Annotated in this window: 21 protein-coding genes; 11 read left to right on the forward strand and 10 right to left on the reverse strand. The window is 61.3% G+C overall.

The features are described 5' to 3' along the window. Positions 1-82: 82 nt before the first annotated feature. From AA098_RS17295 to AA098_RS17305, 3 genes are read left to right on the forward strand one after another with little or no spacing between them, the layout of a single operon-like run. Positions 83-1,267 (forward strand): acetyl-CoA C-acyltransferase family protein, encoded by a 1,185-nt coding sequence (locus tag AA098_RS17295; RefSeq protein WP_003256172.1) that lies wholly within the window; start codon positions 83-85, stop codon positions 1,265-1,267. A gap of 13 nt (positions 1,268-1,280) precedes the next feature. After that, the gene (locus tag AA098_RS17300; RefSeq protein ID WP_064614819.1) at positions 1,281-2,129 is read left to right on the forward strand and encodes a 3-hydroxybutyryl-CoA dehydrogenase; all 849 of its coding nucleotides are present in this window, start codon (positions 1,281-1,283) and stop codon (positions 2,127-2,129) included. Between the two features lie 12 nt (positions 2,130-2,141). Next, on the forward strand, positions 2,142-2,723 hold the full coding sequence (locus tag AA098_RS17305) for a TetR/AcrR family transcriptional regulator (protein ID WP_003256175.1): 582 nt from the start codon (positions 2,142-2,144) through the stop codon (positions 2,721-2,723). A gap of 48 nt (positions 2,724-2,771) precedes the next feature. Here the strand turns inward: AA098_RS17305 and AA098_RS17310 are convergent, their stop codons facing one another. From AA098_RS17310 to AA098_RS17330, 5 genes are read right to left on the reverse strand one after another with little or no spacing between them, the layout of a single operon-like run. Continuing rightward, positions 2,772-3,149 (reverse strand): response regulator, encoded by a 378-nt coding sequence (locus AA098_RS17310; protein ID WP_003256176.1) that lies wholly within the window; start codon positions 3,147-3,149, stop codon positions 2,772-2,774. Positions 3,150-3,193: 44 nt separating this feature from the next. Continuing rightward, positions 3,194-4,420 (reverse strand): hybrid sensor histidine kinase/response regulator, encoded by a 1,227-nt coding sequence (locus tag AA098_RS17315; RefSeq protein ID WP_003256177.1) that lies wholly within the window; start codon positions 4,418-4,420, stop codon positions 3,194-3,196. Then, positions 4,414-4,989 carry a chemotaxis protein CheB gene (locus AA098_RS17320; RefSeq protein WP_019751057.1) on the reverse strand — a complete coding sequence of 192 codons (576 nt, stop codon included), beginning with the start codon at positions 4,987-4,989 and terminating at the stop codon, positions 4,414-4,416. The genes AA098_RS17315 and AA098_RS17320 overlap by 7 nt, the downstream gene beginning before the upstream one ends. After that, on the reverse strand, positions 4,986-5,807 hold the full coding sequence (locus AA098_RS17325) for a protein-glutamate O-methyltransferase CheR (protein WP_010954591.1): 822 nt from the start codon (positions 5,805-5,807) through the stop codon (positions 4,986-4,988). The genes AA098_RS17320 and AA098_RS17325 overlap by 4 nt, the downstream gene beginning before the upstream one ends. Next, complete coding sequence (locus AA098_RS17330; protein WP_064614820.1) at positions 5,804-9,271, reverse strand: response regulator; 3,468 nt, start codon at positions 9,269-9,271, stop codon at positions 5,804-5,806. The genes AA098_RS17325 and AA098_RS17330 overlap by 4 nt, the downstream gene beginning before the upstream one ends. Before the next feature lie 248 nt (positions 9,272-9,519). Here AA098_RS17330 and AA098_RS17335 point away from each other — a divergent pair, with 248 nt between their 5' ends. Next, entirely contained in the window at positions 9,520-9,870 is a 351-nt protein-coding gene (locus tag AA098_RS17335; protein WP_054889289.1) for a response regulator, read from the forward strand. Positions 9,871-9,939: 69 nt separating this feature from the next. Here the strand turns inward: AA098_RS17335 and cobF are convergent, their stop codons facing one another. Further along, positions 9,940-10,689 (reverse strand): precorrin-6A synthase (deacetylating), encoded by a 750-nt coding sequence (gene cobF, locus AA098_RS17340; protein ID WP_064614821.1) that lies wholly within the window; start codon positions 10,687-10,689, stop codon positions 9,940-9,942. A 67-nt stretch (positions 10,690-10,756) separates the two neighbouring features. Beyond that, positions 10,757-12,046 (reverse strand): OprD family porin, encoded by a 1,290-nt coding sequence (locus AA098_RS17345; protein WP_064614822.1) that lies wholly within the window; start codon positions 12,044-12,046, stop codon positions 10,757-10,759. Positions 12,047-12,407: 361 nt separating this feature from the next. On the opposite strand from AA098_RS17345, the gene AA098_RS17350 reads away from it, so the two are divergent. From AA098_RS17350 to AA098_RS17360, 3 genes are all read left to right on the forward strand, one after another. Continuing rightward, complete coding sequence (locus AA098_RS17350) at positions 12,408-12,767, forward strand: histone-like nucleoid-structuring protein, MvaT/MvaU family (protein ID WP_004576027.1); 360 nt, start codon at positions 12,408-12,410, stop codon at positions 12,765-12,767. Between the two features lie 224 nt (positions 12,768-12,991). Beyond that, complete coding sequence (gene gloA / locus AA098_RS17355; protein WP_003256188.1) at positions 12,992-13,519, forward strand: lactoylglutathione lyase; 528 nt, start codon at positions 12,992-12,994, stop codon at positions 13,517-13,519. Positions 13,520-13,616: 97 nt separating this feature from the next. Continuing rightward, positions 13,617-13,859: a hypothetical protein gene (locus tag AA098_RS17360; protein WP_003256190.1), complete on the forward strand. Its 243-nt coding sequence runs from the start codon at positions 13,617-13,619 to the stop codon at positions 13,857-13,859. Positions 13,860-13,915: 56 nt separating this feature from the next. On the opposite strand, the gene AA098_RS17365 is transcribed toward AA098_RS17360, so the two are convergent. Continuing rightward, positions 13,916-14,737: a shikimate 5-dehydrogenase gene (locus tag AA098_RS17365; RefSeq protein ID WP_003256191.1), complete on the reverse strand. Its 822-nt coding sequence runs from the start codon at positions 14,735-14,737 to the stop codon at positions 13,916-13,918. Between the two features lie 161 nt (positions 14,738-14,898). Here AA098_RS17365 and AA098_RS17370 point away from each other — a divergent pair, with 161 nt between their 5' ends. Beyond that, on the forward strand, positions 14,899-15,252 hold the full coding sequence (locus AA098_RS17370) for a hypothetical protein (RefSeq protein ID WP_003256193.1): 354 nt from the start codon (positions 14,899-14,901) through the stop codon (positions 15,250-15,252). 94 nt (positions 15,253-15,346) lie between these two features. Then, positions 15,347-15,529, forward strand: coding sequence for a hypothetical protein (locus AA098_RS17375; protein WP_003256194.1), 183 nt, complete (start codon positions 15,347-15,349; stop codon positions 15,527-15,529). An 89-nt stretch (positions 15,530-15,618) separates the two neighbouring features. Here the strand turns inward: AA098_RS17375 and AA098_RS17380 are convergent, their stop codons facing one another. Further along, positions 15,619-15,933, reverse strand: a complete 315-nt coding sequence (locus tag AA098_RS17380; protein ID WP_003256195.1) for a hypothetical protein — start codon at positions 15,931-15,933, stop codon at positions 15,619-15,621. 164 nt (positions 15,934-16,097) lie between these two features. Between AA098_RS17380 and AA098_RS17385 the strand changes: the two genes are divergently transcribed. Beyond that, positions 16,098-16,922: a S24 family peptidase gene (locus tag AA098_RS17385; protein ID WP_019751052.1), complete on the forward strand. Its 825-nt coding sequence runs from the start codon at positions 16,098-16,100 to the stop codon at positions 16,920-16,922. A 38-nt stretch (positions 16,923-16,960) separates the two neighbouring features. Here AA098_RS17385 and AA098_RS17390 read toward each other — a convergent pair whose 3' ends face one another. Next, entirely contained in the window at positions 16,961-17,284 is a 324-nt protein-coding gene (locus tag AA098_RS17390; protein ID WP_033726573.1) for a DUF1654 domain-containing protein, read from the reverse strand. A 234-nt stretch (positions 17,285-17,518) separates the two neighbouring features. Here AA098_RS17390 and AA098_RS17395 point away from each other — a divergent pair, with 234 nt between their 5' ends. Further along, positions 17,519-18,193, forward strand: coding sequence for a polysaccharide lyase family 7 protein (locus tag AA098_RS17395; protein ID WP_004576028.1), 675 nt, complete (start codon positions 17,519-17,521; stop codon positions 18,191-18,193). Positions 18,194-19,161: the final 968 nt, after the last annotated feature.

The following is a 19,161-nucleotide window of genomic DNA, read 5'->3' on the forward strand; positions in this document are numbered from 1 at the left end:
AGACTCGATCCCACTCCGGGGCCGCCCACCATTCTCGCAGAGCCTGGCCCGGTCCCGCCACGCCTTCGCAATCGGAGCCCTCATGAGCAGCGCAGAAATCTACGTCGTCAGTGCCGTCCGTTCAGCCATTGGTGGCTTCGGCGGTTCCCTCAAGGACCTGCCACTGGCCGACCTGGCCAGCGCCGTGACCCGCGCCGCCATCGAGCGTTCGGGCCTGGCCGCCGAGCAAGTCGGCCACCTGGTGATGGGCACGGTGATCCCCACCGAACCGCGTGACGCCTACCTGGCACGGGTAGCGGCAATGAACGCTGGCATCCCCAAGGAAACGCCGGCATTCAACGTCAACCGCCTGTGCGGGTCTGGCCTGCAGGCTATTGTCTCTGCGGCCCAGGGCCTGTTGCTGGGCGACACCGATGTGGCCGTCGCAGCCGGCGCCGAATCCATGAGCCGTGGCCCTTACCTGCTGCCACAGGCGCGCTGGGGTGCACGCATGGGTGACCTGCAAGGCATCGACTATACCGTCGGCGTGCTGCAGGACCCGTTCCAGCACTTCCACATGGGCATCACCGCCGAGAACGTTTCGGCCAAGCACGGCATTACCCGCGAAATGCAGGACGAACTGGCCTTGACCAGCCAGCGCCGCGCCGCGCGTGCCATTGCCGAGGGCCGCTTCGCCAGCCAGATCGTTGCGCTGGAACTGAAAACCCGCAAGGGCAGCGTGCAGTTCAGTGTCGACGAGCATGTGCGTGCTGATGTGACCGCCGAACAACTGGCCGGTATGAAGCCGGTATTCAAGAAAGACGGCACCGTCACCGCCGGCAACGCCAGCGGTATCAACGATGGCGCCGCCGGCCTGGTGTTGGCCACCGGTGACGCAGTGCGCCGCCTGGGCCTGAAACCGTTGGCACGCCTGGTGGGCTATGCCCACGCCGGGGTGGAGCCCGAGCTGATGGGCCTGGGGCCGATCCCGGCCACCCGCAAAGTGCTGGAAAAAACCGGCCTGAACCTACAAGACCTGGATGTGATCGAGTCCAACGAGGCCTTCGCTGCCCAGGCCTGCGCCGTGGCCCGCGAGCTGGGCTTCGACCCGGAAAAGGTCAACCCCAACGGTTCGGGCATTTCCCTGGGCCACCCGGTGGGTGCCACCGGTGCGATCATCGCCACCAAGGCCATCCATGAGCTGCAGCGCATCCAGGGCCGCTACGCCCTGGCCACGATGTGTATCGGCGGTGGCCAAGGCATCGCCGTCGTGTTCGAGCGCGTCTGAGGGAGACTGACACATGAGCATTGAACAGATCGCCGTGATCGGCGCGGGCACCATGGGCAACGGCATTGCCCAGGTGTGCGCCATTGCCGGCTACCAGGTGCTGCTGGTGGATGTTTCCGACGCAGCGCTCGAGCGCGGCGTGGCCACCTTGAGCAAGAACCTCGAGCGCCAGGTCAGCAAAGGCACCCTCGATGCCGACAAGGCCGCAGCCGCCAAAGCACGCATTCGCACCAGCACCGACTACACCCAGCTCAGCGCTGCACACCTGGTGATCGAAGCGGCGACCGAGAACCTGCAGCTCAAGCAGCGCATCCTGCAGCAGGTGGCAGCCAACGTTGCCGCCGACTGCCTGATCGCCACCAACACCTCGTCGCTGTCGGTGACTCAACTGGCCGCCAGCATCGAGCACCCCGAGCGCTTCATTGGTGTGCACTTCTTCAACCCAGTACCGATGATGGCGCTGGTCGAAATCATTCGTGGCCTGCAGACCAGCGACAATACCTACGCCCAGGCGCTGGTGGTGACCGAAAAAGTCGGCAAGACCCCGATCACCGCCGGCAACCGTCCGGGCTTCGTGGTCAACCGCATCCTGGTGCCAATGATCAACGAGGCGATCTTCGTGCGCCAGGAAGGCCTGGCCAGTGCCGAGGACATCGACACCGGCATGCGCCTGGGCTGCAACCAGCCGATCGGCCCGCTGGCGTTGGCCGACCTGATCGGTCTGGACACCCTGCTGGCGATCATGGAGGCCTTCCATGAAGGCTTCAACGACAGCAAGTACCGCCCTGCTCCGCTGCTCAAGGAAATGGTCGCGGCCGGCTGGCTGGGGCGCAAGAGCAGTCGCGGTTTCTTCACCTACTGAGGACCAAGCGCCATGCCCCCGGTCAATGCCGCAATGCGCTGTGCCAACTTTGAGGAGCGACGTGACCAGGCCATGGCATTGTTTGCCGAAAAGGGCTTTGGCCAGGTCAGCATGCGCGAGCTGGCGGCCCATGTGGGGCTGACCGCCGGCTCGCTGTACCATCACTTTCCCAGCAAGCAGGACCTGCTGTACGACTTGATCGAAGAGTTGTACGAAGAGCTGCAGGCCACCCTGGACCAGGCCCGCCGGGCCATGGCCCGGGGGACATCGGCATTGAGCTGCCTGATTGCTGCGCACTGGCAGTTGCATGCCGAACGGCCGCTGCAGTTTCGGCTGGCCGAGCGAGATTTGTGTTGTTTGAGTGAGGCGCAACAGGCGCACCTGGCATCGTTGCGCAAGCGCTATGAGGCGGGTTTGCTGCGCTTGATCGCACCGCAAGCGAAACTGCCGGGGCAGGCGTTGGACGCTACAGCGCATGTACTGGCGACGTTTCTCAACCAGCTGCCGGGGTTGCTCAAAGCACTGCCTGAAGCGCAAGGGTTGGAGCTGATGGAAAACTTGCTGGTCGGCGGGATTGAGCGGACGCTGCGATAGCCTGCAACGGCCTCCTCGCGGGTTTGCCCCGCGAAAAGGCCGGATGCCTCAGCGCAACAGCGACTGGATCTGCTCGTGCAAGGTATCCAGGTCAAACGGCTTGGCCAGGATAGGTGCCTTGCGGGTGATCGGGCTGCCAGATTCGAGAATCTCCGCCGGGTAGCCGCTGATGAAAATCACCTTCAGGTCGGGCCGCAATTTCACCGCGGGCTCGGCAATATCCACCCCCGAGATCCCCCCCGGCAAACGGAAGTCTGTCACCATCAGGTCCAGGTGCGGTTTGCTGGCCAGGATGGCAAACGCCTGCTCGCCATCCTCAGCCACCAGGACGTGGTACCCCTCACCCGCCAGGTAATCGCGCAAAATCATGCGAATCGCTGGTTCATCCTCGACGACCAGAACCACATCTTGTGCATCTTCACTCATGTTAACGCCTTGAAATACTTACAGTTGGCCATCAGACCCCAGGCTTACACAGAGGTTGCCCGCGCCTGGTCGTTTTGTTCTTTGAATATTGCCATCGGCAATTGCAGGGTGAATGTGGCACCCTTGCCTTCCTCGCTTTCAACCTGTATCCGGCCACCGTGTGCCTGGACGATCTGCTCGGAGATGTACAACCCCAGGCCCAACCCTCCGCTGGCCTGCTGGGCAGAGACCCGCTCGAACTGCTGGAAGATCCGCTGCTGGTTGACGGCGCTGATACCGATGCCGTGGTCCTGCACCTGCACCCAGGCCATGCCGCCCTGCTCGAACACCCGTACCTGCACCGGATTGCGCTCGCCGTAACGCATTGCATTGGACAACAGGTTGGCCACTACTTGTTCAATCCGGAATTCGTCCCACTCCCCCTTCAGCGCTTCGCAACGCTGCAATTCGATGTGTGTTTCCAGGGCCATGGCCTGCGCCGTGAAGTTTTCCACCAGCCCACGCACCAGTTGGCCCAGGTCAAACAGTTTGGGCCGCAGCGACAGTTTACCGGTACGGATGCGCGAAACATCGAGCATGTCCTCGACCAACCGGATCAGGCTGTTGATCTGCCGTTCGTCGCGCTCGACCATGGCCTGCAGCTTGTCGACACTGAAGGCGTCCAGGTTGCCCCGTGCCAGGTGCATCTTGCGCAACTGGGTTTCCAGGATCAGGCCATTGAGCGGCGTGCGCACCTCGTGGGAGACGATCGACATGAAGTCGTCACGCATGCGCACGGCGTGCTCCAGCTCACACCGTGCCACCTGCAACTGGCTGAGCAGCAGCTCCTGTTCCTGGCGGCTCTGCTCCAGGGCTTCCAGCTGCCGGCCAAGCACCTTGCGCTGGCGGAACAGGTCGACGAACACCGAGACCTTGCTTTTCACCGCCAGGGTGTCGAGCGGCTTGTGCAGAAAGTCCACGGCCCCGCTCTCGTAGCCCTTGAAGGCATAATTCATCTCGCGACCCGCCGCGCTGACGAAGACGATCGGGATGTGCTTGGTCTTGTCGGTACCGCGCATCAGCTCGGCCAGTTCAAAACCGTTCATGCCCGGCATCTGCACATCGAGAATGGCCAGTGCGAACTCGTGCTCGAGCAGCAACGACAAGGCAGCCTCGGCAGACTGTGCCTGGTGCACCTCGCGGTCCTCGCCCTGGATCAGGGCATCGAGCGCCAGCAGGTTTTCCGGCAAGTCGTCGACAATCAGCAGTTTGGCGATGGTGTGGCTTAGCATGCGCTGTATTCCAGGGTCGCGAGCAACTGCCCGATACCGCTCAGAGTAAGAATATGGTCGGGCTGGTGCAGGGCCAGGGCGGCCTCCGGCATCAGGGCAACCTGTGCGTCACGAGGGTCCTGGACAATCGTGCGCCCCCCATTGTTCTTGATGTAGGCAAGGCCCCTGGCGCCGTCTTCGTTGGCGCCGGTAAGCAGCACACCCAGCAGGCTGTCGCCATAGGCATCGGCCGCCGAGATGAACAGGAAGTCGATCGCTGGGCGCGAGAAATGCACCGGTTCTTCCTGGCTCAGCGACAGCGTCAGGTCGCGCTCCACCGACAAGTGGTAACCCGGCCCTGCCACATAGATCTGCCCGCCGCTGATCCTCTCCTTGTCACGTGCCTCGCACACCGGCCGATGCAGCCGCCGCTGCAGCACGCCAGCCAGTTGGCTGTGGCGGTCGTCCGGCAGGTGCAGCACGCAGAGCACCGGTATGGCGAACGCCGATGGCAACGTGCCGAGCACCTGGAACAATGCCGCCACGCCACCGGCCGAGGCGCCGATCACCACTGCGCGTACGCCGCTCATGATTTACGGAAGATCCGTTGGGGCTTGACCAGCGGCTCGAAACGATCGCTGTAGGCCGAAAAATCCACCGACTCCTTGCTACCCAGCACCAGGAAACCGCGGTGGCAGAGCGACTCATGGAACAGGCCCAGCGCCCGATCCTGCAGGTCCTTGTTGAAGTAGATCAGCACATTGCGGCACGACACCAACTGGGTCTCGGAGAACACGCTGTCGGTGGCCAGGCTGTGGTCGGCGAAGGTGACATTGTCGCGCAGGCTGCTGTCCATGATGGCGTTGCCATAGGCGGCGGTGTAGTACTCGGCGAAGTCACGGCGGCCACCGGCCAGGCGGTAGTTTTCCTCGTATTCGCGCATGCTCTGCATCGAGTAGATACCCTGCTTGGCCCTGTCCAGCGAATGCGGGTTGATGTCGGTGGCGTAGATGATGGTGCGTTCAAGCAGCCCTTCCTCACGCAACAGGATGGCCATGGAATACACCTCTTCCCCCGTGCTGCAGCCAGCGATCCAGACCTTGATCGAGGGCCAGGTACGCAGCAGCGGCACCACTTCGTTGCGCACGGCAAGGAAGTGGTCAGGGTCACGAAACATCTCGCTGACCGGGATCGTCAGGTACTGCAGCAACTGCATGAACATGCCCGGGTCGTGCAGCACACGTTCCTGCAGCGCAGACACCGTAAGGCAATCGAACTGACGCAGCGCGTGGAGAATCCGGCGCTTGATCGAAGCGCCGGAATAATTGCGGAAATCGTAGCTGTACTTGAGGTAGATCGCCTCGATCAGCAGTCGGATCTCGATGTCGGTGTTGCGTTCGCTAGTCAAATTCGCTCCAGTTGCGGCAGCCAGACACGGATCAACGAGAACAGGCGGTCCAGGTCGATCGGCTTGGCCAGGTAATCATTGGCACCGGCTTGCAGGCAACGCTGCTGGTCATCCTTCATGGCCTTGGCGGTCACGGCGATGATCGGCAGTTTGCGCCAGAGCGGTTGCTGGCGGATCAGGCGGGTGGCCTCGAAGCCGTCCATCTCCGGCATCATCACGTCCATCAGCACCAGGTCGATGTCGTCGTGCTGCTCCAGGCGCTCGATGGCTTCGCGCCCGTTGCGGCCGATTTCGACAATGGCGCCCTTGTGCTCCAGGGCACTGGTCAGGGCGAAGATATTACGCACATCGTCATCCACCAGCAGCACCTTGCGGCCCTCGAACACCTTGTCGCGGCTGCGCGCGGTCTTGAGCATGCGTTGACGCTCGTTGGACAGCTGCGATTCGACCTTGTGCAGGAACAGCGTCACTTCGTCGAGCAGGCGTTCCGGCGAACGTGCGCCCTTGATGATGATCGAGCGTGAGTACTTGAGCAGATCGGCTTCTTCCTCGCGGGTGAGGTTGCGGCCGGTATACACGATCACCGGCGGGAAGGCGCGGATATCCTCGGCGGTCATGCGCTTGAGCAGCTCGTTGCCGAGCATGTCTGGCAGCTTGAGGTCGATGATCATGCAGTCGTAGATGTTCTGGCGCAACAGCGCCAGGGCATCCTGGGCCATGGCCACGGCCGTGATCTCGACATCGTCGTCGCCGATCAGCCGGGCGATGCTCTCGCGCTGCAGGTCGTCGTCTTCCACCAGCAGGATGTGCTTGAGCTTTTGCGTGAGCTTGGCTTCCAGGCGAGCGAACACCTCCTTGAGCTCCTCGCGGCTGGTGGGTTTGACCGCATACCCCACCGCCCCCATGTGCATGGCCGCCTCGACGCGGTCTTCCACCGAAATGATGTGCACCGGGATATGGCGGGTGCTGGCCTGCTCCTTGAGGCGCTGCAGGACGGTGAGGCCCGAGTGGTCGGGCAGGCGCATGTCCAGCAGGATCGCATCCGGAATGTACTGGGCCGCCAGCTCGAAGCCTTCGTCGGCGCCATGGGCCACCAGGCAGCTATAGCCCAGTTCATGGGCCAGGTCGAAGAGGATGCGGGCAAAGTTGGGCTCGTCTTCGATCACCAGAATGCAACGGGTATCGAAAGGGGCCCGCTCGCGGTCGTCGGCAAAGGCCGGCGCCGGGCGCATGACAGCGGCGGCCAACGGCGCTTGCGGTGCGGGCGGCAACGCATCGACGGCCGGGCGCAGGCTTTGCGGCTCGACGTCTTCGGCCTCGGCGGCATAGCGCTCCGGCAGAATCAGGCTGAACACGCTGCCTTGCCCAGGGCTGCTGTCGACATTGATCTGGCCACCGAGCAAATGCGCCAGGTCACGGGAGATCGACAGCCCCAGGCCAGTGCCACCATAACGGCGATTGCTGGTGCCATCGACCTGGTGGAAGGCGCCGAAGATCGCCTGCTGCTGATCGGCCGCAATGCCGATGCCGGTGTCACGGACTGCGAACACGATACCGCTGCCAGCCTGGAAGCTGACGTTCATGCTGACCTGACCACGCTCGGTGAACTTGATGGCGTTGGACAGCAGGTTCTTGAGGATCTGCTCCAGGCGCTGACGGTCGGTGAACAGCGTGACCGGTACCTGCGGCTCGACCTTGACCTCGAAGGCCAGCCCCTTGTGGCCGGCAAGCGGCTGGAACATGCCGCGCAAGCCTTCGACCAGGCGCTCGACCTGGGTGGTCTCGGGCCGTACTTCGAGCTTGCCGGCCTCGACCTTGGCGATATCGAGAATGTCGTTGATAAGGTTGAGCAGATCGTTACCGGCCGAGTAGATGGATTCGGCGAACTTGACCTGCTCCTCACTGAGGTTGCCTTCACCGTTCTCAGCCAACAACTTGGCCAGGATCAGCGAGCTGTTGAGCGGCGTGCGCAGCTCATGGGACATGTTGGCGAGGAATTCGGACTTGTACTTGCTCGATCGCTGCAGGTCGTCGGCACGGGCCTGCAGCTCCAGCTGCGCCTGGCTCAGCTCATCGTTCTTGCGGTCCAGCGCATCGGTGCGTTCCGACAACTGCTCGTTGGTCTGCTCGAGTTCGGCCTGTTGGGTTTCCAGATGGGCTTGAGACTCCTTGAGCACCCGTGACTGCTCTTCGAGCTCTTCGTTGGCAGTCTTGAGTTCTTCCTGCTGCACCTGCAGCTCTTCATTGAGTTGCTGGGTTTCGGCCAGCACTTCCTGCAGGCGCTGACGATAACGGGCGCTCTCGATCGACATGCCCAGGTTGCCGCCGACCCGCTCCAGCAGCTCTTCATCCCGTTCTTGCAAAGGGCGCAGGAAACCCAGCTCGATCACCCCGTTGATCTGCCCGTCTTCGGTCGCCGGCATCAGCAATGCACTGCGCGGCAAGCCACTGCCCAGGCCGGAACTGAGGCGGTAGTAGTCTTCGGGCAGATCGTCCAGGCGCAGCAAGCGGCCTTCGCGGACCGCCTGGGCCAACAGGCCATGGTGGTCCGACTCAACCTGCTCGCGGGCCTGCGCTTCGGTACTCAGGCCATAACAGGCCACACGCACCAGCCGGCCATGCTCGTCGCGCACGTACACGGCGCCCACCACGCTGCCCAGATAAGAGGCAAAGAAGCGCAGGATGTTCTCGCCGAGCATGGGCAAGGTCAGCTGCCCGAGCACCTGCTGCGCCAGCTGGGTCTGGCCGTTGCGTAGCCAGGCCTGGTGCTCCAGGCGCTGCGCCGAACGCTGCTGGGCCTGCAGGTTTTCAGCGTAGTTGGCCGAAAGTGCCAGCAGGTCACGACGGCCCAGGTAGGCCAGCAATGCACTGAGACCGACAATGAACAGCACGAAAGCCGAAATCGCCGTCACGGTGACGGTACTGACTTTTTCGGTACGGGCCATGCGCAGTTGTTGTTCGGTAATGATCAGGTCATCGAACTCCTTGCGGATTTCATCGGTGATGCGCTTGCCCCGGCCATTGCCGATCGAGGCCTGGTAATCGCCCTGGCTGCGGCGCAGGCTGATCATCTCGTTACCGAAGTCGTTCCAGGCCCGCTGCAAGGCCATCAGCCGGTCAATACGGTCAACCTGCTGCGGGTTGTCCTCGACCATGCTGCGCAGGCTTTGCAGGCTGCCGAGAATGCGTGGCTTGGCCACCTCGTAAGGGTCAAGGAAGCGCTCGTCGCCCGTGATCAGGAAGCCGCGCATGCCCGTTTCCATGTCGATCGAGAGCTTGACCGTTTCGTTGGCGTTGCCGATCACCCGGTCGGTGTGCTCGACCCACTGCATGGCCGAAAGCAGGTAGTTGATCACCGCGACGAAGGCCACGGCCCCGAGCAGGCCAACCCCCAGGGGGAGGCCGATGTTACGGCTCAACAGCTTGCGAAAGCTTCGCTGGTCCATCGAGGCTGCTTGAATCATGAGAAAACGCCCGAGCTAGAAAAGTCCATTGAAAAGAGTGGCCGATCAGTCGTTATTGTTATCTGCCACTGCGCTGTCCTGATAAGCGAGTCTAACCAGCTTTCACGGGTCTGGCAGGGCATTTAGCCAGTATTTGAAGGTTGCATTCGGCAATCGTTCCATCTATTTGCATGGAGCGGTATCCTCGGGAACTTCTGATGCCGCGCGGTGCACAGATTAAAGACACTCATTTGTACAGGATTTGAACCATGCACCTTCTGGTAGTCGAAGACGACGACATCGTACGTATGCTGACGGTCGAAGTGCTCGACGAGTTGGGCTACAAGGTCATCGAGGCAGAAGACGCCGCAGCCGCCCTGCGTGTACTTGAAGACCCAAGCCAGGCGCTGGCACTGATGATGACCGATGTGGGGCTGCCGGACATGCGAGGTGAGGTGCTGGCGGGCAAAGCGCGCGAACTGCGGCCGCTATTACCGGTGCTGTTCGCCAGCGGCTACGCCGACAGCCTCACGGTACCGGAGGGCATGCACCTGATCGGCAAGCCGTTCAGCATCGATCAGTTGCGGGACACGGTGGTGGGCATTCTGGGTAACCCTTGAGCACGGCGTTGCCTGTTTCGCTTGCCGGAGCGGGCCTGCCCGCGAAGAGGCCGACACAGGCAACCCACCTCACAGCTCTCTGCGCAGCAGATAGGTATCCATGATCCACCCTTTGCGCGCCCGCTCCCGCTCGCGCACTTCCAGTATCCGTGCCTTCACCGCCTGCAACGGCCCGGCGATCAGCACTTCATCCTCGGTCCCCAGGTACGCGCCCCAATAGATGGTCAGCGCCGGGTCATCGAGCCCGGCAAAGACGCACTGCCCGTCGAGCATCACCACCACGTTGTCGATAGCCCCCTGCCCGGCCAGGCGTCGCCCCGGCAGCACGGTCAGGGGCTCGCCGATGCGGTTGAGCGGCACCTGGTGCCGCGCCGCCAGCGCCTGCACACTGCTGATGCCAGGGATGACCTGCAAGCGCAACGTCACGCCCTGTTCGCGGACCAGGTCGAGAATGCGCAGGGTGCTGTCGTACAGGGTGGGCTCGCCCCACAGCAGGAAGGCCCCCGTTTCCCCATCGCCAATTTCCTCCTCGATCAGGCGCGCATACAGCGCAGCACGCTGCCGGTGCCAGTGCTGCACCGCGCCCAGGTAGTCATCCGCCTGCCCATCGCGCAAAGGGTCGACCACCGGCACCAGGCGATAGCCACCTTCGGGGCGGTAGCGCTGCAGAATGGCCTTGCGCAGGCGTACCAGTTCATCTTTGTCGTCGCCCTTGTCGAGCACGAAGAACACGCTAGCGCTACGCAGCGCATCGACTGCTTCATAGGTGACCTGGCGCGGGTCACCCGCGCCGATGCCGATCAACAACAGGTCTTTCATTGCCCTGCCCTTTGCGGGAACCCGCCACCATTGTCAGGCGGTTACCGGTATTTGGCAAAGCAGCTGCTTAGAAGATCGAGAAGTTGTAGCTGACAATGACCCGCGTCTCATCCATGTCACGCGCCCACCTTTCATAGTTGCTGCGGTAAGTGGAGTTACGCAGGCGTACGCTGACATCCTTGAAAGAGCCACTTTGCACCTGGTATTTGAACTCGGTGTCGCGTTCCCACTCCTTGCCTTCGGCACTGCTGCCCGGCACCTTGATATTGTCGCCGTTGATATAACGGGTGAAGAAGGTCAGGCCGGGTACACCCAGCGCCTTGAAGTCGTAGTCATAGCGCACTTGCCAGGAGCGCTCCTGTGCCGCGGCAAAATCATTGACCTGGGCGTAGTTGACCAAGTACGGGTTGCTGCCATCCAGGTACGGCATGGCACTGTTGCCATACATGCGCTGCCAGCCGGCGCTGAGCTTGTGGCCACCGAGGCTGTAGCCAAGCATGCCGCTGAAGGCGCGATGGTCGATTTCACCGGCACGGGCATTGCCGATGTCATCACTCTTGATCAGGCGCATGTCAGCCGACAGGCTGCCCACCGGCAGCGGCTGACTGGCCACCAGGCCGAGGAAGTGCTGACGGTAGATATTCTCCAGTTTGGCCACTTGGTACTGGGCGCTGAAACGCTCGTTGAAACGGTAGTCGACACCGGCCAGGTCGAAGTGGTCGGCTTCGGTATCGCAGGCATAACGCTTGTTTTTGCAGTGCACGCGGATGTCCTGGCGATCGGTGGAATCCCGAGCGGTGTAGTTGTCCAGGCGAGCCAGGGTGAACTTCAGGTCGTGCAGTTCTTCAGAGGTGAGCATGGCACCCTGGAACAGGGTCGGCAGCAGACGGCCATCGTTGTACTTGAGCAACGGCACATCCGGCATCATTGAGCCGTACTTGAGCACGGTATTGGAGACCTTGACCTTGGCCGCCAGGCCCATCTTCGCATACTGGTCGGCCGAGTGCCGGGGGTCGTGGCCAGACGAGGGCAGCAATCCACTGTTACTGTCGGCCGGGCTGGAGTCCAGTTTGAAGCCGAACATGCCCAGCGCATCCACACCAACACCTACCGGGCCTTGCGTATAACCCGATTGCACATTGAGGATGAAGCCTTGTGCCCACTCTTCGCGCTTGGATGCGCCCTGGCTGGAACTGCTGTAACCGTCCCGGAAGTCCCGGTTGAAATAGACATTGCGTGCTTCGATCTTGGCACTGCCGTCTTCAAGAAACCCGGCAGCCTGGGCGTTGACACCGGCACACAATAGAACCAGGCCGGTTACACGGCGCCCGGGGGCGAGGGGGAAAGGGGAAAACATGCGAGGAAACATCCAGAATGAAGACGAGTTAACAACCTGTGGCACGGGTTGGCCACGGCACTGCGGCAGGTCCGAACATGAGTCGGCCATCATCTGAAATGATCGCGCAAAGGCTCTGGCGCGGGCCATTGGACCATGGTCTAGCCCCCCTGTCGCGCAACCGCAGAAAAACCGCAAAATAGCGCACGCAAAACTAGGAAAGTTCCCGGCTTACTTGCAAAAAGTTAGCAGTTTACCCAGTAGACATGAATGACTACACTCGATATCAGCGAACAGTGGAACCCACCTGCGTGGCCGGCGTTTTTACTCTTCTTCAATGTTCGTCACGCCCTGCCACGACCGACGTACAGGAGTGATTACAGTGTCCAGACTTGCAGAGTTTCGTGCTGCCGAAAAAGCGCTCCAGGAACAGATGGCGCAACTGGAAGCGTTGAAAAAGGATGCCGGCCTCAAACGCGAAATCGAATTCGAGCAGAAACTAGTCGGCCTGATGAAAAGCTATGACAAGAGCCTGCGCGATATCATCGCCATCCTCGACCCGAAGGCTGTGGCCCGCGCTTCCAGCACACCCCCCAAGCAACAACGCCGCCCACGGGTGGTCAAGGTCTATCAGAACCCGCACACCGGCGAACGCATCGAGACCAAAGGCGGCAACCACCGCGGCCTCAAGGCCTGGAAAGAACAATATGGGGCCGCCACGGTAGACAGCTGGGTACGCTGATGAAATGCCCACAAAGGCTTCACGCTTTTTTCACAAGGACTGGCTCAGTATCGAAACAGCTAAAGGATTAGCGACCCCATCACGCGCCCGCACATGCGGGCCTCTAATTTCAGCGCCCTGCCTTTGCAGGGCGCTTTCATTTGCGCAATCGGCGCACTGCCGTATCATGGCCAGCCTGTCTGTTTTGCCGGCGCCCTGTGCCCGGCCCCGTCTCAGGAGTTCCCATGAGCCTGCACGATCTGCAAACCCTGCCTGGCGTCACCGCGCAACCTGACGCCGCCACCGCCCAGTTCGTCTTCAACCACACCATGCTGCGGGTCAAGGACATCGAGAAGTCGCTGGACTTCTACACCCGCGTGCTGGGCTTCCGCCTGGTGGACAAGCGTGACTTCCCTGAAGCCGCTTTCAGCCTGTACTTCCTGGCCCTGGTCGACCCTGCCCAGATCCCCGCTGATGACACCGCCCGCCACCAGTGGATGAAGGCGATCCCCGGCGTGCTGGAGCTGACCCACAACCATGGCACCGAAAACGATGCCGAGTTTGCCTACCACAATGGCAACACCGACCCGCGCGGCTTTGGCCACATCTGCATTTCGGTACCCGACGTACGCGCCGCTTGCGCGCGCTTCGAGGAACTGGAAGTACCGTTCCAGAAACGCCTGCAGGACGGCCGCATGAACCACCTGGCCTTCGTCAAGGACCCGGACGGTTATTGGGTCGAAGTGATCCAGCCAACCGAGCTCGAAGGCTAAGCGTTCGTCGCGGCGCGCTCGTCGGGCCGGGAACTCCCGGCCTCTTGCTGTGGTATATGAAGGTAACTGCTTCACATGCCACAGCGAGGTAAGGACGATGCAATCTCTTCACTGTGAATACCGCGAGCACACCATCACTGCCAGCGTGATGCCCCATCCCGACTCCCCCCTGCCCTATGCCGCCGGCTGCCTGATCACGGCACCTGACGGGCACACCAGCAAGCGCATGTCGATGCCCATGCAGTTCTTCTCCGACCTTGAGAATGCGCAGCGTGTGTCGCTGGCCCATGGCCGGGCACTGGTCGACAAACAGCTGGATAACGGGCACGAGGTGTTCTGATCCGGGTTTCGCCTGTACCCCCTTCGCCGCCGAAGCTGTGAAGGGGGTGGCATTAACTAGCTAGCCCGCGCGTATGCCACCGCCGCATCCACCTGCGCCTGCGTCGGCCTTACCCCGGTGTATAACACGAACTGTTCCAGCGCCTGCAGCGCAATGACCTCCAGCCCAGTGATCACCGGCTTGCCCAACGCCTGAGCCCGGAGAATCAACGGCGTCTGCGCCGGCATTGCCACCACATCGAACACCCGCTCCGCCGCCGCGATGGCGTGCTCGGGAAACGCCAGCTCTTCTGCCTCCTGCCCGCCTGCCATACCGATCGGCGTCACGTTCACCAGCATCGGCGGGCAGAGGTCGCCTGGCTCTGGCACCCAGCGATAACCACAGACATCCGCCAACTGACGCCCGGCCTGCTCGTTGCGTGCAACGATGATGCCTTCGGCAAACCCGGCATCGCGCAAGGCGCTGGCCACGGCCTTGGCCATGCCCCCACTGCCTCGCAGGGCAAAGGCCGTGCCCGGATCGACCTGATGCTGAACCAGCAATTGGCGCACGGCCAGGTAATCGGTGTTGTAGGCCTTCAGGTGGCCATTGCAATTGACAAGGGTATTGACCGAGTCGATGGCCGCCGCCGAGGGATCAATTTCGTCGACCAAAGCCATGCAGGCTTCCTTGTACGGCATCGACACCCCGCAGCCGCGAATACCCAAGGCGCGGATCCCTGCCACCGCCGCCGGCAGGTCATCGGTGCGCATGGCCTTATAGTAGAAGTCCAGGCCCAACTGCTGGTACAGGTGGTTGTGAAAGCGCACGCCGAAGGTGCCGGGGCGACCGGCCAGAGAGATGCAAAGCACGGTGTCCCGGCTTGGAGTTGTCGGCATAGCAGGCTCCTTGGTCATAACTGAAACGTTTATTCAGCGTAACAGAGTCAACCACTGGTCGCCCCTTACACAACCTTTACCGTTCCCCTGTGCTCAGCTGACAGAGACCGGAGTCATAGTAACAGGGCCCCGGACGTGGGGTTTTCCTGCGAGGTTGCTTTATGAACCGTCTCATTCCCGGAATCGTCCTGCTGGTCGGCGCCCTGGCCATCAGCGGGCCTGCAGCAGCTCACGGCGGCTATGGCGGCCATGGGCACGGTGGTTGGTATGGGCCGGGTCCACTGCTGGGTGCGGCTGTGGTCGGCGCCGTGGTTGGGGCGACGGTTTATGGCGGCCATGACCGCACAGTGTATGTCGAACGCCAGCCGGTCTATTACGCGCCGCCGCCGGTGTACGTACAACCGCCACCACAGCCGGTGTACTACCAGCCCTACTACGCACCACCCCCACCGCCACCGGGCTACCGCACCTATTATGGGCCGCCACCGGTGTACTACGGGCCACCGCGCTGGTAATGGTTGATAGGAGCAATGATCACTATCGAGGAAGTTGATTTCAAACAATCCCGGCTGCTGCGTATGGTAGAGCCATGTTTCACAGGAGGTCCCCATGGCCACTATCCAGATCATGTCCGTTGTCGGTAGCGCCGTTCCCGCCTCACTGCGTGAGCAGGGCCTGCTGGCGTGCTGGTACCTGGTTCGCAACGGTGAAGCCGTGAGCGGCCCGATGCCGACGCTCGCTTCAGCCCAGGCACTGGCCGAACAATTGCAACCAGGTACTTTGGCTGCCTGAACCGAATTTGTTGTGCGTTGCTCCCTACGCCCTTGTCGCCCGCCAATTTGGCGGGCTTTTTTTCTTCACAGATCGCCCGGGCTGCCACCTCATGTTTGGCCGCTACTGCCCAGCTTGCTGGTCAGCACCATGACCTTGCCTTGCAGCTGGCCTACGGTCATCACCAGCTCGTTTCGTTCCTTGGCGAGCAGTTCAGCTTTTGCCTGCGCCTCCCTTCGGGCATCCCGTTCGATGTCCAGCAGCTCTGTCAGGTGGCGGATGACGGCAATTTCAGCGTTGTCCATCGCGCGGTCGACTGCATCCCTCGACAACCATTTACGCAGCCACAGAAACGCTCCCAGCAGTACAGTCCCCGTACCGCCCAGCCAAGTGACGGTGCCCGGGCCGAGGTCGGTCGGATCCATGTGAACCTCATTACAGATGATGATGTGATCAGCCCTGGAGAAAAATGTCTCGCTAGCTTTCCTTGTTTGCGCGCTTAATTTAGCCTACAGCTAACAACACCACAAGAGCAGATTTAGCCATGCGCACATTTAGCAGCAAGCTAAACACTGGCATGCTTCACCCCATGGACATCTACCAAATTCGCAAGCACAACCTGGTGAAGCTGATCGGCAGCCAGAGAAAGGGCACCTGCGCAGAGCGCTGGGGGATGGCGCCTGCACACCTTAGCCAGATCCTTTCCGACAAGACCGTGAAAAACCTGGGCGATGACGTGGCCCGCCGCATCGAGGGCATCGAAGGTTTGCCACGGGGCTGGTTCGACGCGCTGTCGCCAGGCGAACACGCACAGGCGGCTGTCGAGCCAGGTGACAACAAGCTCTCTGCAGCCGACCTGGTCAAACAGATGCTTGCCCGAAGCGGCAAAGGTATCGCTGAAGAAACCCGGCAAAGGCTGCTGGCTGCGGCGCAAGAGCCTGCAGATGCCACGCTGCTGGAAGCCGAGCCGCTGCGCCCCGGCCTGGTCGGTGACGAAGTGTGGATTGCCCACTATGACGTGCGGGCAGCCATGGGCGGCGGCCAGATCCCCCACGACTACCCCGAGATGTTCAAGGACGTTCGCGTCAGCCCCAGCCACCTGCGCGAACTGGGCGTGACGTTCAGCGAGCACCATCACCTGAAGATGGTGACCGGCTGGGGCCAGTCGATGGAGCCGACCATCAGGCACCGCGACCCGCTGATCGTCGACGTCAGCATCCGAGAGTTCGTCGGCGATGGCATCTACTTCTTTTCCTGGGGCGACCACATCTACATCAAGCGGCTACAGATCGCAGACGAGGACCACTTCGAGATGATCTCGGACAACTCGCGGCACAAAGACCGCATGATTCGTCGGGAAGAGACCTACATACAGGCCAGGGTCCTGCTGGTGTGGAATGCCCACCTTGTATAAACCGAAGCCCGCCCTGACCGGCGGGCTTTTGCTGAAGCTCAGAACGGTGCAGCCTCCTCGACCTGAGCCTCGCAGTCGCGCTCGACGATAAAATCATCACGCTCTTCCACGCTACTGCGCGCCCATCGCACCGTCACGCTGGCGTCATCATTGAACGTAAGCTGCAACTCGGGCATTTCCAGCAGTTGGCCCATCACCTCCTCCCATTCCGCTTCACCGTCGGTATCCAGACGGTGCACCACTACCCAGCGCTGCGTCTGTGCGAGCGGGTGGTTGATCATTGACGATACCCGCAGGCTAAGCCGCTCTATTCCGGTCATTTCCTGGCGCTGTTGGGTTTCCGACTTCATGTGGCTAGCCATATTCTCATCCCGATAGCTGTATATTCGTACAGTACTCGGCGAAAGCTTATCTCACCGCCAAATCCTGCGTAAAGCCCCCACTGCGGAAAAATTTCGCCAGCAGGTAATTTCCCGTGAAGCGAAATTAATTTAGCCATAAGCTATTGACCGTATTTTAGCTTGAGGCTAACTTTGTGTTCGGCCGTCGCTTGTACGGCGGCTATGCCACTCAAACCTTTTCGCCAGGAGTTCCCCATGGCCGTAGATATCAGCCACCTCACCATCGCCACGCCGGTAGCCGTCTCCTCAACCAACCCCGTTGCTCTGGAGCTGAACGGTGCTGAAGCGATTGCCCGCTTTCCCAGCATCGTGACAGTGCTCAGCGATGGCTCGATCCAGTTCTCAGCCCCAACCAAAGGTGCTTCGAGCAAAAGCACCCACAGGACACGCTGCGAATGGACAGAAACGCAAGACTGGACGCTGGCCAGCGCCCAGGATCACTGGAATCGCCAGACCATGACGCTGACCAAGGTCAACTCGGCGCAGAAGGTGGTCATCGCCCAGATGCACGTACGCGGGGATGACGGCCCGCCAGTAAAGGTGTTCTGGAACAAGGGCAACATCACACTGGGGTTTCGACGCACCTTCAACCAGACCGACCCGGTGAATTCCACAGTCCTGAAGGGGGTGCCACTGGGTGCGACGTTCCACATCAGCATTCACACCACGTCTGAAGGCGTGGTAACCGTGACGGCCGAATGCAACGGGGTATCCGCCTCGTCGGGCGATTCGCAGCTCGACAGTACCTGGGCTTCGCACCTGTTCGAGTTCCACGGCGGGGTCTACAACCAGGTCGACTACACCGACGCAACCCCCGCCGAGGACGGCTCGATCTGCATCATCAGCGAACTCTCGCTCATCCATCGCTGAACGTCGATGCCCAGCCCTGCTATCAAAATCCCTCAGGGCGTCGCATGAATGCAAAAAGCCCAGCGCGGGGCTGGGCTTCTATCAGCTGGGCTGAACAGTACTTCCGCCAGCCTTTACACAATGTACTGGAAGTTACTCCAGTGGGCGCTTGTGATAACTATAACGCTCGGCATTGGATGCCCGCGATGGGTCCGGCGGGCCTGATCTCTGCCTGCCTCGAAAGGGCCGATTATGTGCGGAATCGTCGCGATCCTCGGGCTGCTCCCGTTTACCTTCCGAGTCTTGACCGCCTGGCGGACCATTGTTTTCAGCCGGCCTGCTAACCTGCTGATCACAATCCATTCCATCCCTATCTATGGTCATACGCACCTCTCAATGCTCAGAAGCTCTGAGCTACATCAAGTGTGCGCTTACCCTGTCCAGAAAGGTTTTATATCAGATCACCGGACACGGGCGAGAACCTCAATACCGGAACTTTTCGCTGAACTGCATCCCACTATTGGTACAAAAATTGGTACGCGCCGGCTGTACGTCCATCCAGCACATCCCGGCAATGCAGCAGTAGCGTGGGTATCTAGCCTCAGACCGCACCGCAAGCGGCCTGAGCATCTGGCCTGTCTAATAGGGTTCAGCCCGTTTCAGCGACTTTGGCCCAATAAAACCGAGACGCTTTCGGGCGGTTTTAGACAGCTTTATTCCCCCATCCAGGCGTTCAGCCAACCAAGATCCGTCCTGGGTCGTCAGCTACACCCACCTCCCACCGTCCGCTGTCGACCCAAAGCGGACGGTCATCGCGGACACCTGTCGACCAAGAGAAGTCATGACTGACCAGTGCCCGCCACCGATTGCCGATAGTCATCGCCTGGTAGCGAAAGGGGGCATCGGGTCACGTCTGCCCCTGAACCAACAGTCAAATATGTTCACGTACCGGGTTTAGCCGTGTAGGCTTGCGAGCATGCTGAATAACG

Origin of the sequence: Pseudomonas sp. JY-Q, from assembly GCF_001655295.1 — a bacterium.
Classification (GTDB): Bacteria; Pseudomonadota; Gammaproteobacteria; order Pseudomonadales; family Pseudomonadaceae; genus Aquipseudomonas; species Aquipseudomonas alloputida.

Coding starts and splice junctions, on each gene's coding strand:
- cobF (WP_064614821.1), bottom strand. CDS start 10,689: ATGAAAGACCTGTTGTTGATCGGCATCGGCGCGGGTGACCCGCGCCAG.
- AA098_RS17365 (WP_003256191.1), bottom strand. CDS start 14,737: ATGCCGACAACTCCAAGCCGGGACACCGTGCTTTGCATCTCTCTGGCC.
- AA098_RS17320 (WP_019751057.1), bottom strand. CDS start 4,989: ATGAGCGGCGTACGCGCAGTGGTGATCGGCGCCTCGGCCGGTGGCGTG.
- AA098_RS17380 (WP_003256195.1), bottom strand. CDS start 15,933: ATGGATCCGACCGACCTCGGCCCGGGCACCGTCACTTGGCTGGGCGGT.
- gloA (WP_003256188.1), top strand. CDS start 12,992: ATGAGCCTGCACGATCTGCAAACCCTGCCTGGCGTCACCGCGCAACCT.
- AA098_RS17330 (WP_064614820.1), bottom strand. CDS start 9,271: ATGATTCAAGCAGCCTCGATGGACCAGCGAAGCTTTCGCAAGCTGTTG.
- AA098_RS17395 (WP_004576028.1), top strand. CDS start 17,519: ATGGCCGTAGATATCAGCCACCTCACCATCGCCACGCCGGTAGCCGTC.
- AA098_RS17385 (WP_019751052.1), top strand. CDS start 16,098: ATGGACATCTACCAAATTCGCAAGCACAACCTGGTGAAGCTGATCGGC.
- AA098_RS17310 (WP_003256176.1), bottom strand. CDS start 3,149: ATGAGTGAAGATGCACAAGATGTGGTTCTGGTCGTCGAGGATGAACCA.
- AA098_RS17375 (WP_003256194.1), top strand. CDS start 15,347: ATGGCCACTATCCAGATCATGTCCGTTGTCGGTAGCGCCGTTCCCGCC.
- AA098_RS17300 (WP_064614819.1), top strand. CDS start 1,281: ATGAGCATTGAACAGATCGCCGTGATCGGCGCGGGCACCATGGGCAAC.
- AA098_RS17305 (WP_003256175.1), top strand. CDS start 2,142: ATGCCCCCGGTCAATGCCGCAATGCGCTGTGCCAACTTTGAGGAGCGA.
- AA098_RS17370 (WP_003256193.1), top strand. CDS start 14,899: ATGAACCGTCTCATTCCCGGAATCGTCCTGCTGGTCGGCGCCCTGGCC.
- AA098_RS17345 (WP_064614822.1), bottom strand. CDS start 12,046: ATGTTTTCCCCTTTCCCCCTCGCCCCCGGGCGCCGTGTAACCGGCCTG.
- AA098_RS17360 (WP_003256190.1), top strand. CDS start 13,617: ATGCAATCTCTTCACTGTGAATACCGCGAGCACACCATCACTGCCAGC.
- AA098_RS17335 (WP_054889289.1), top strand. CDS start 9,520: ATGCACCTTCTGGTAGTCGAAGACGACGACATCGTACGTATGCTGACG.
- AA098_RS17295 (WP_003256172.1), top strand. CDS start 83: ATGAGCAGCGCAGAAATCTACGTCGTCAGTGCCGTCCGTTCAGCCATT.
- AA098_RS17390 (WP_033726573.1), bottom strand. CDS start 17,284: ATGGCTAGCCACATGAAGTCGGAAACCCAACAGCGCCAGGAAATGACC.
- AA098_RS17315 (WP_003256177.1), bottom strand. CDS start 4,420: ATGCTAAGCCACACCATCGCCAAACTGCTGATTGTCGACGACTTGCCG.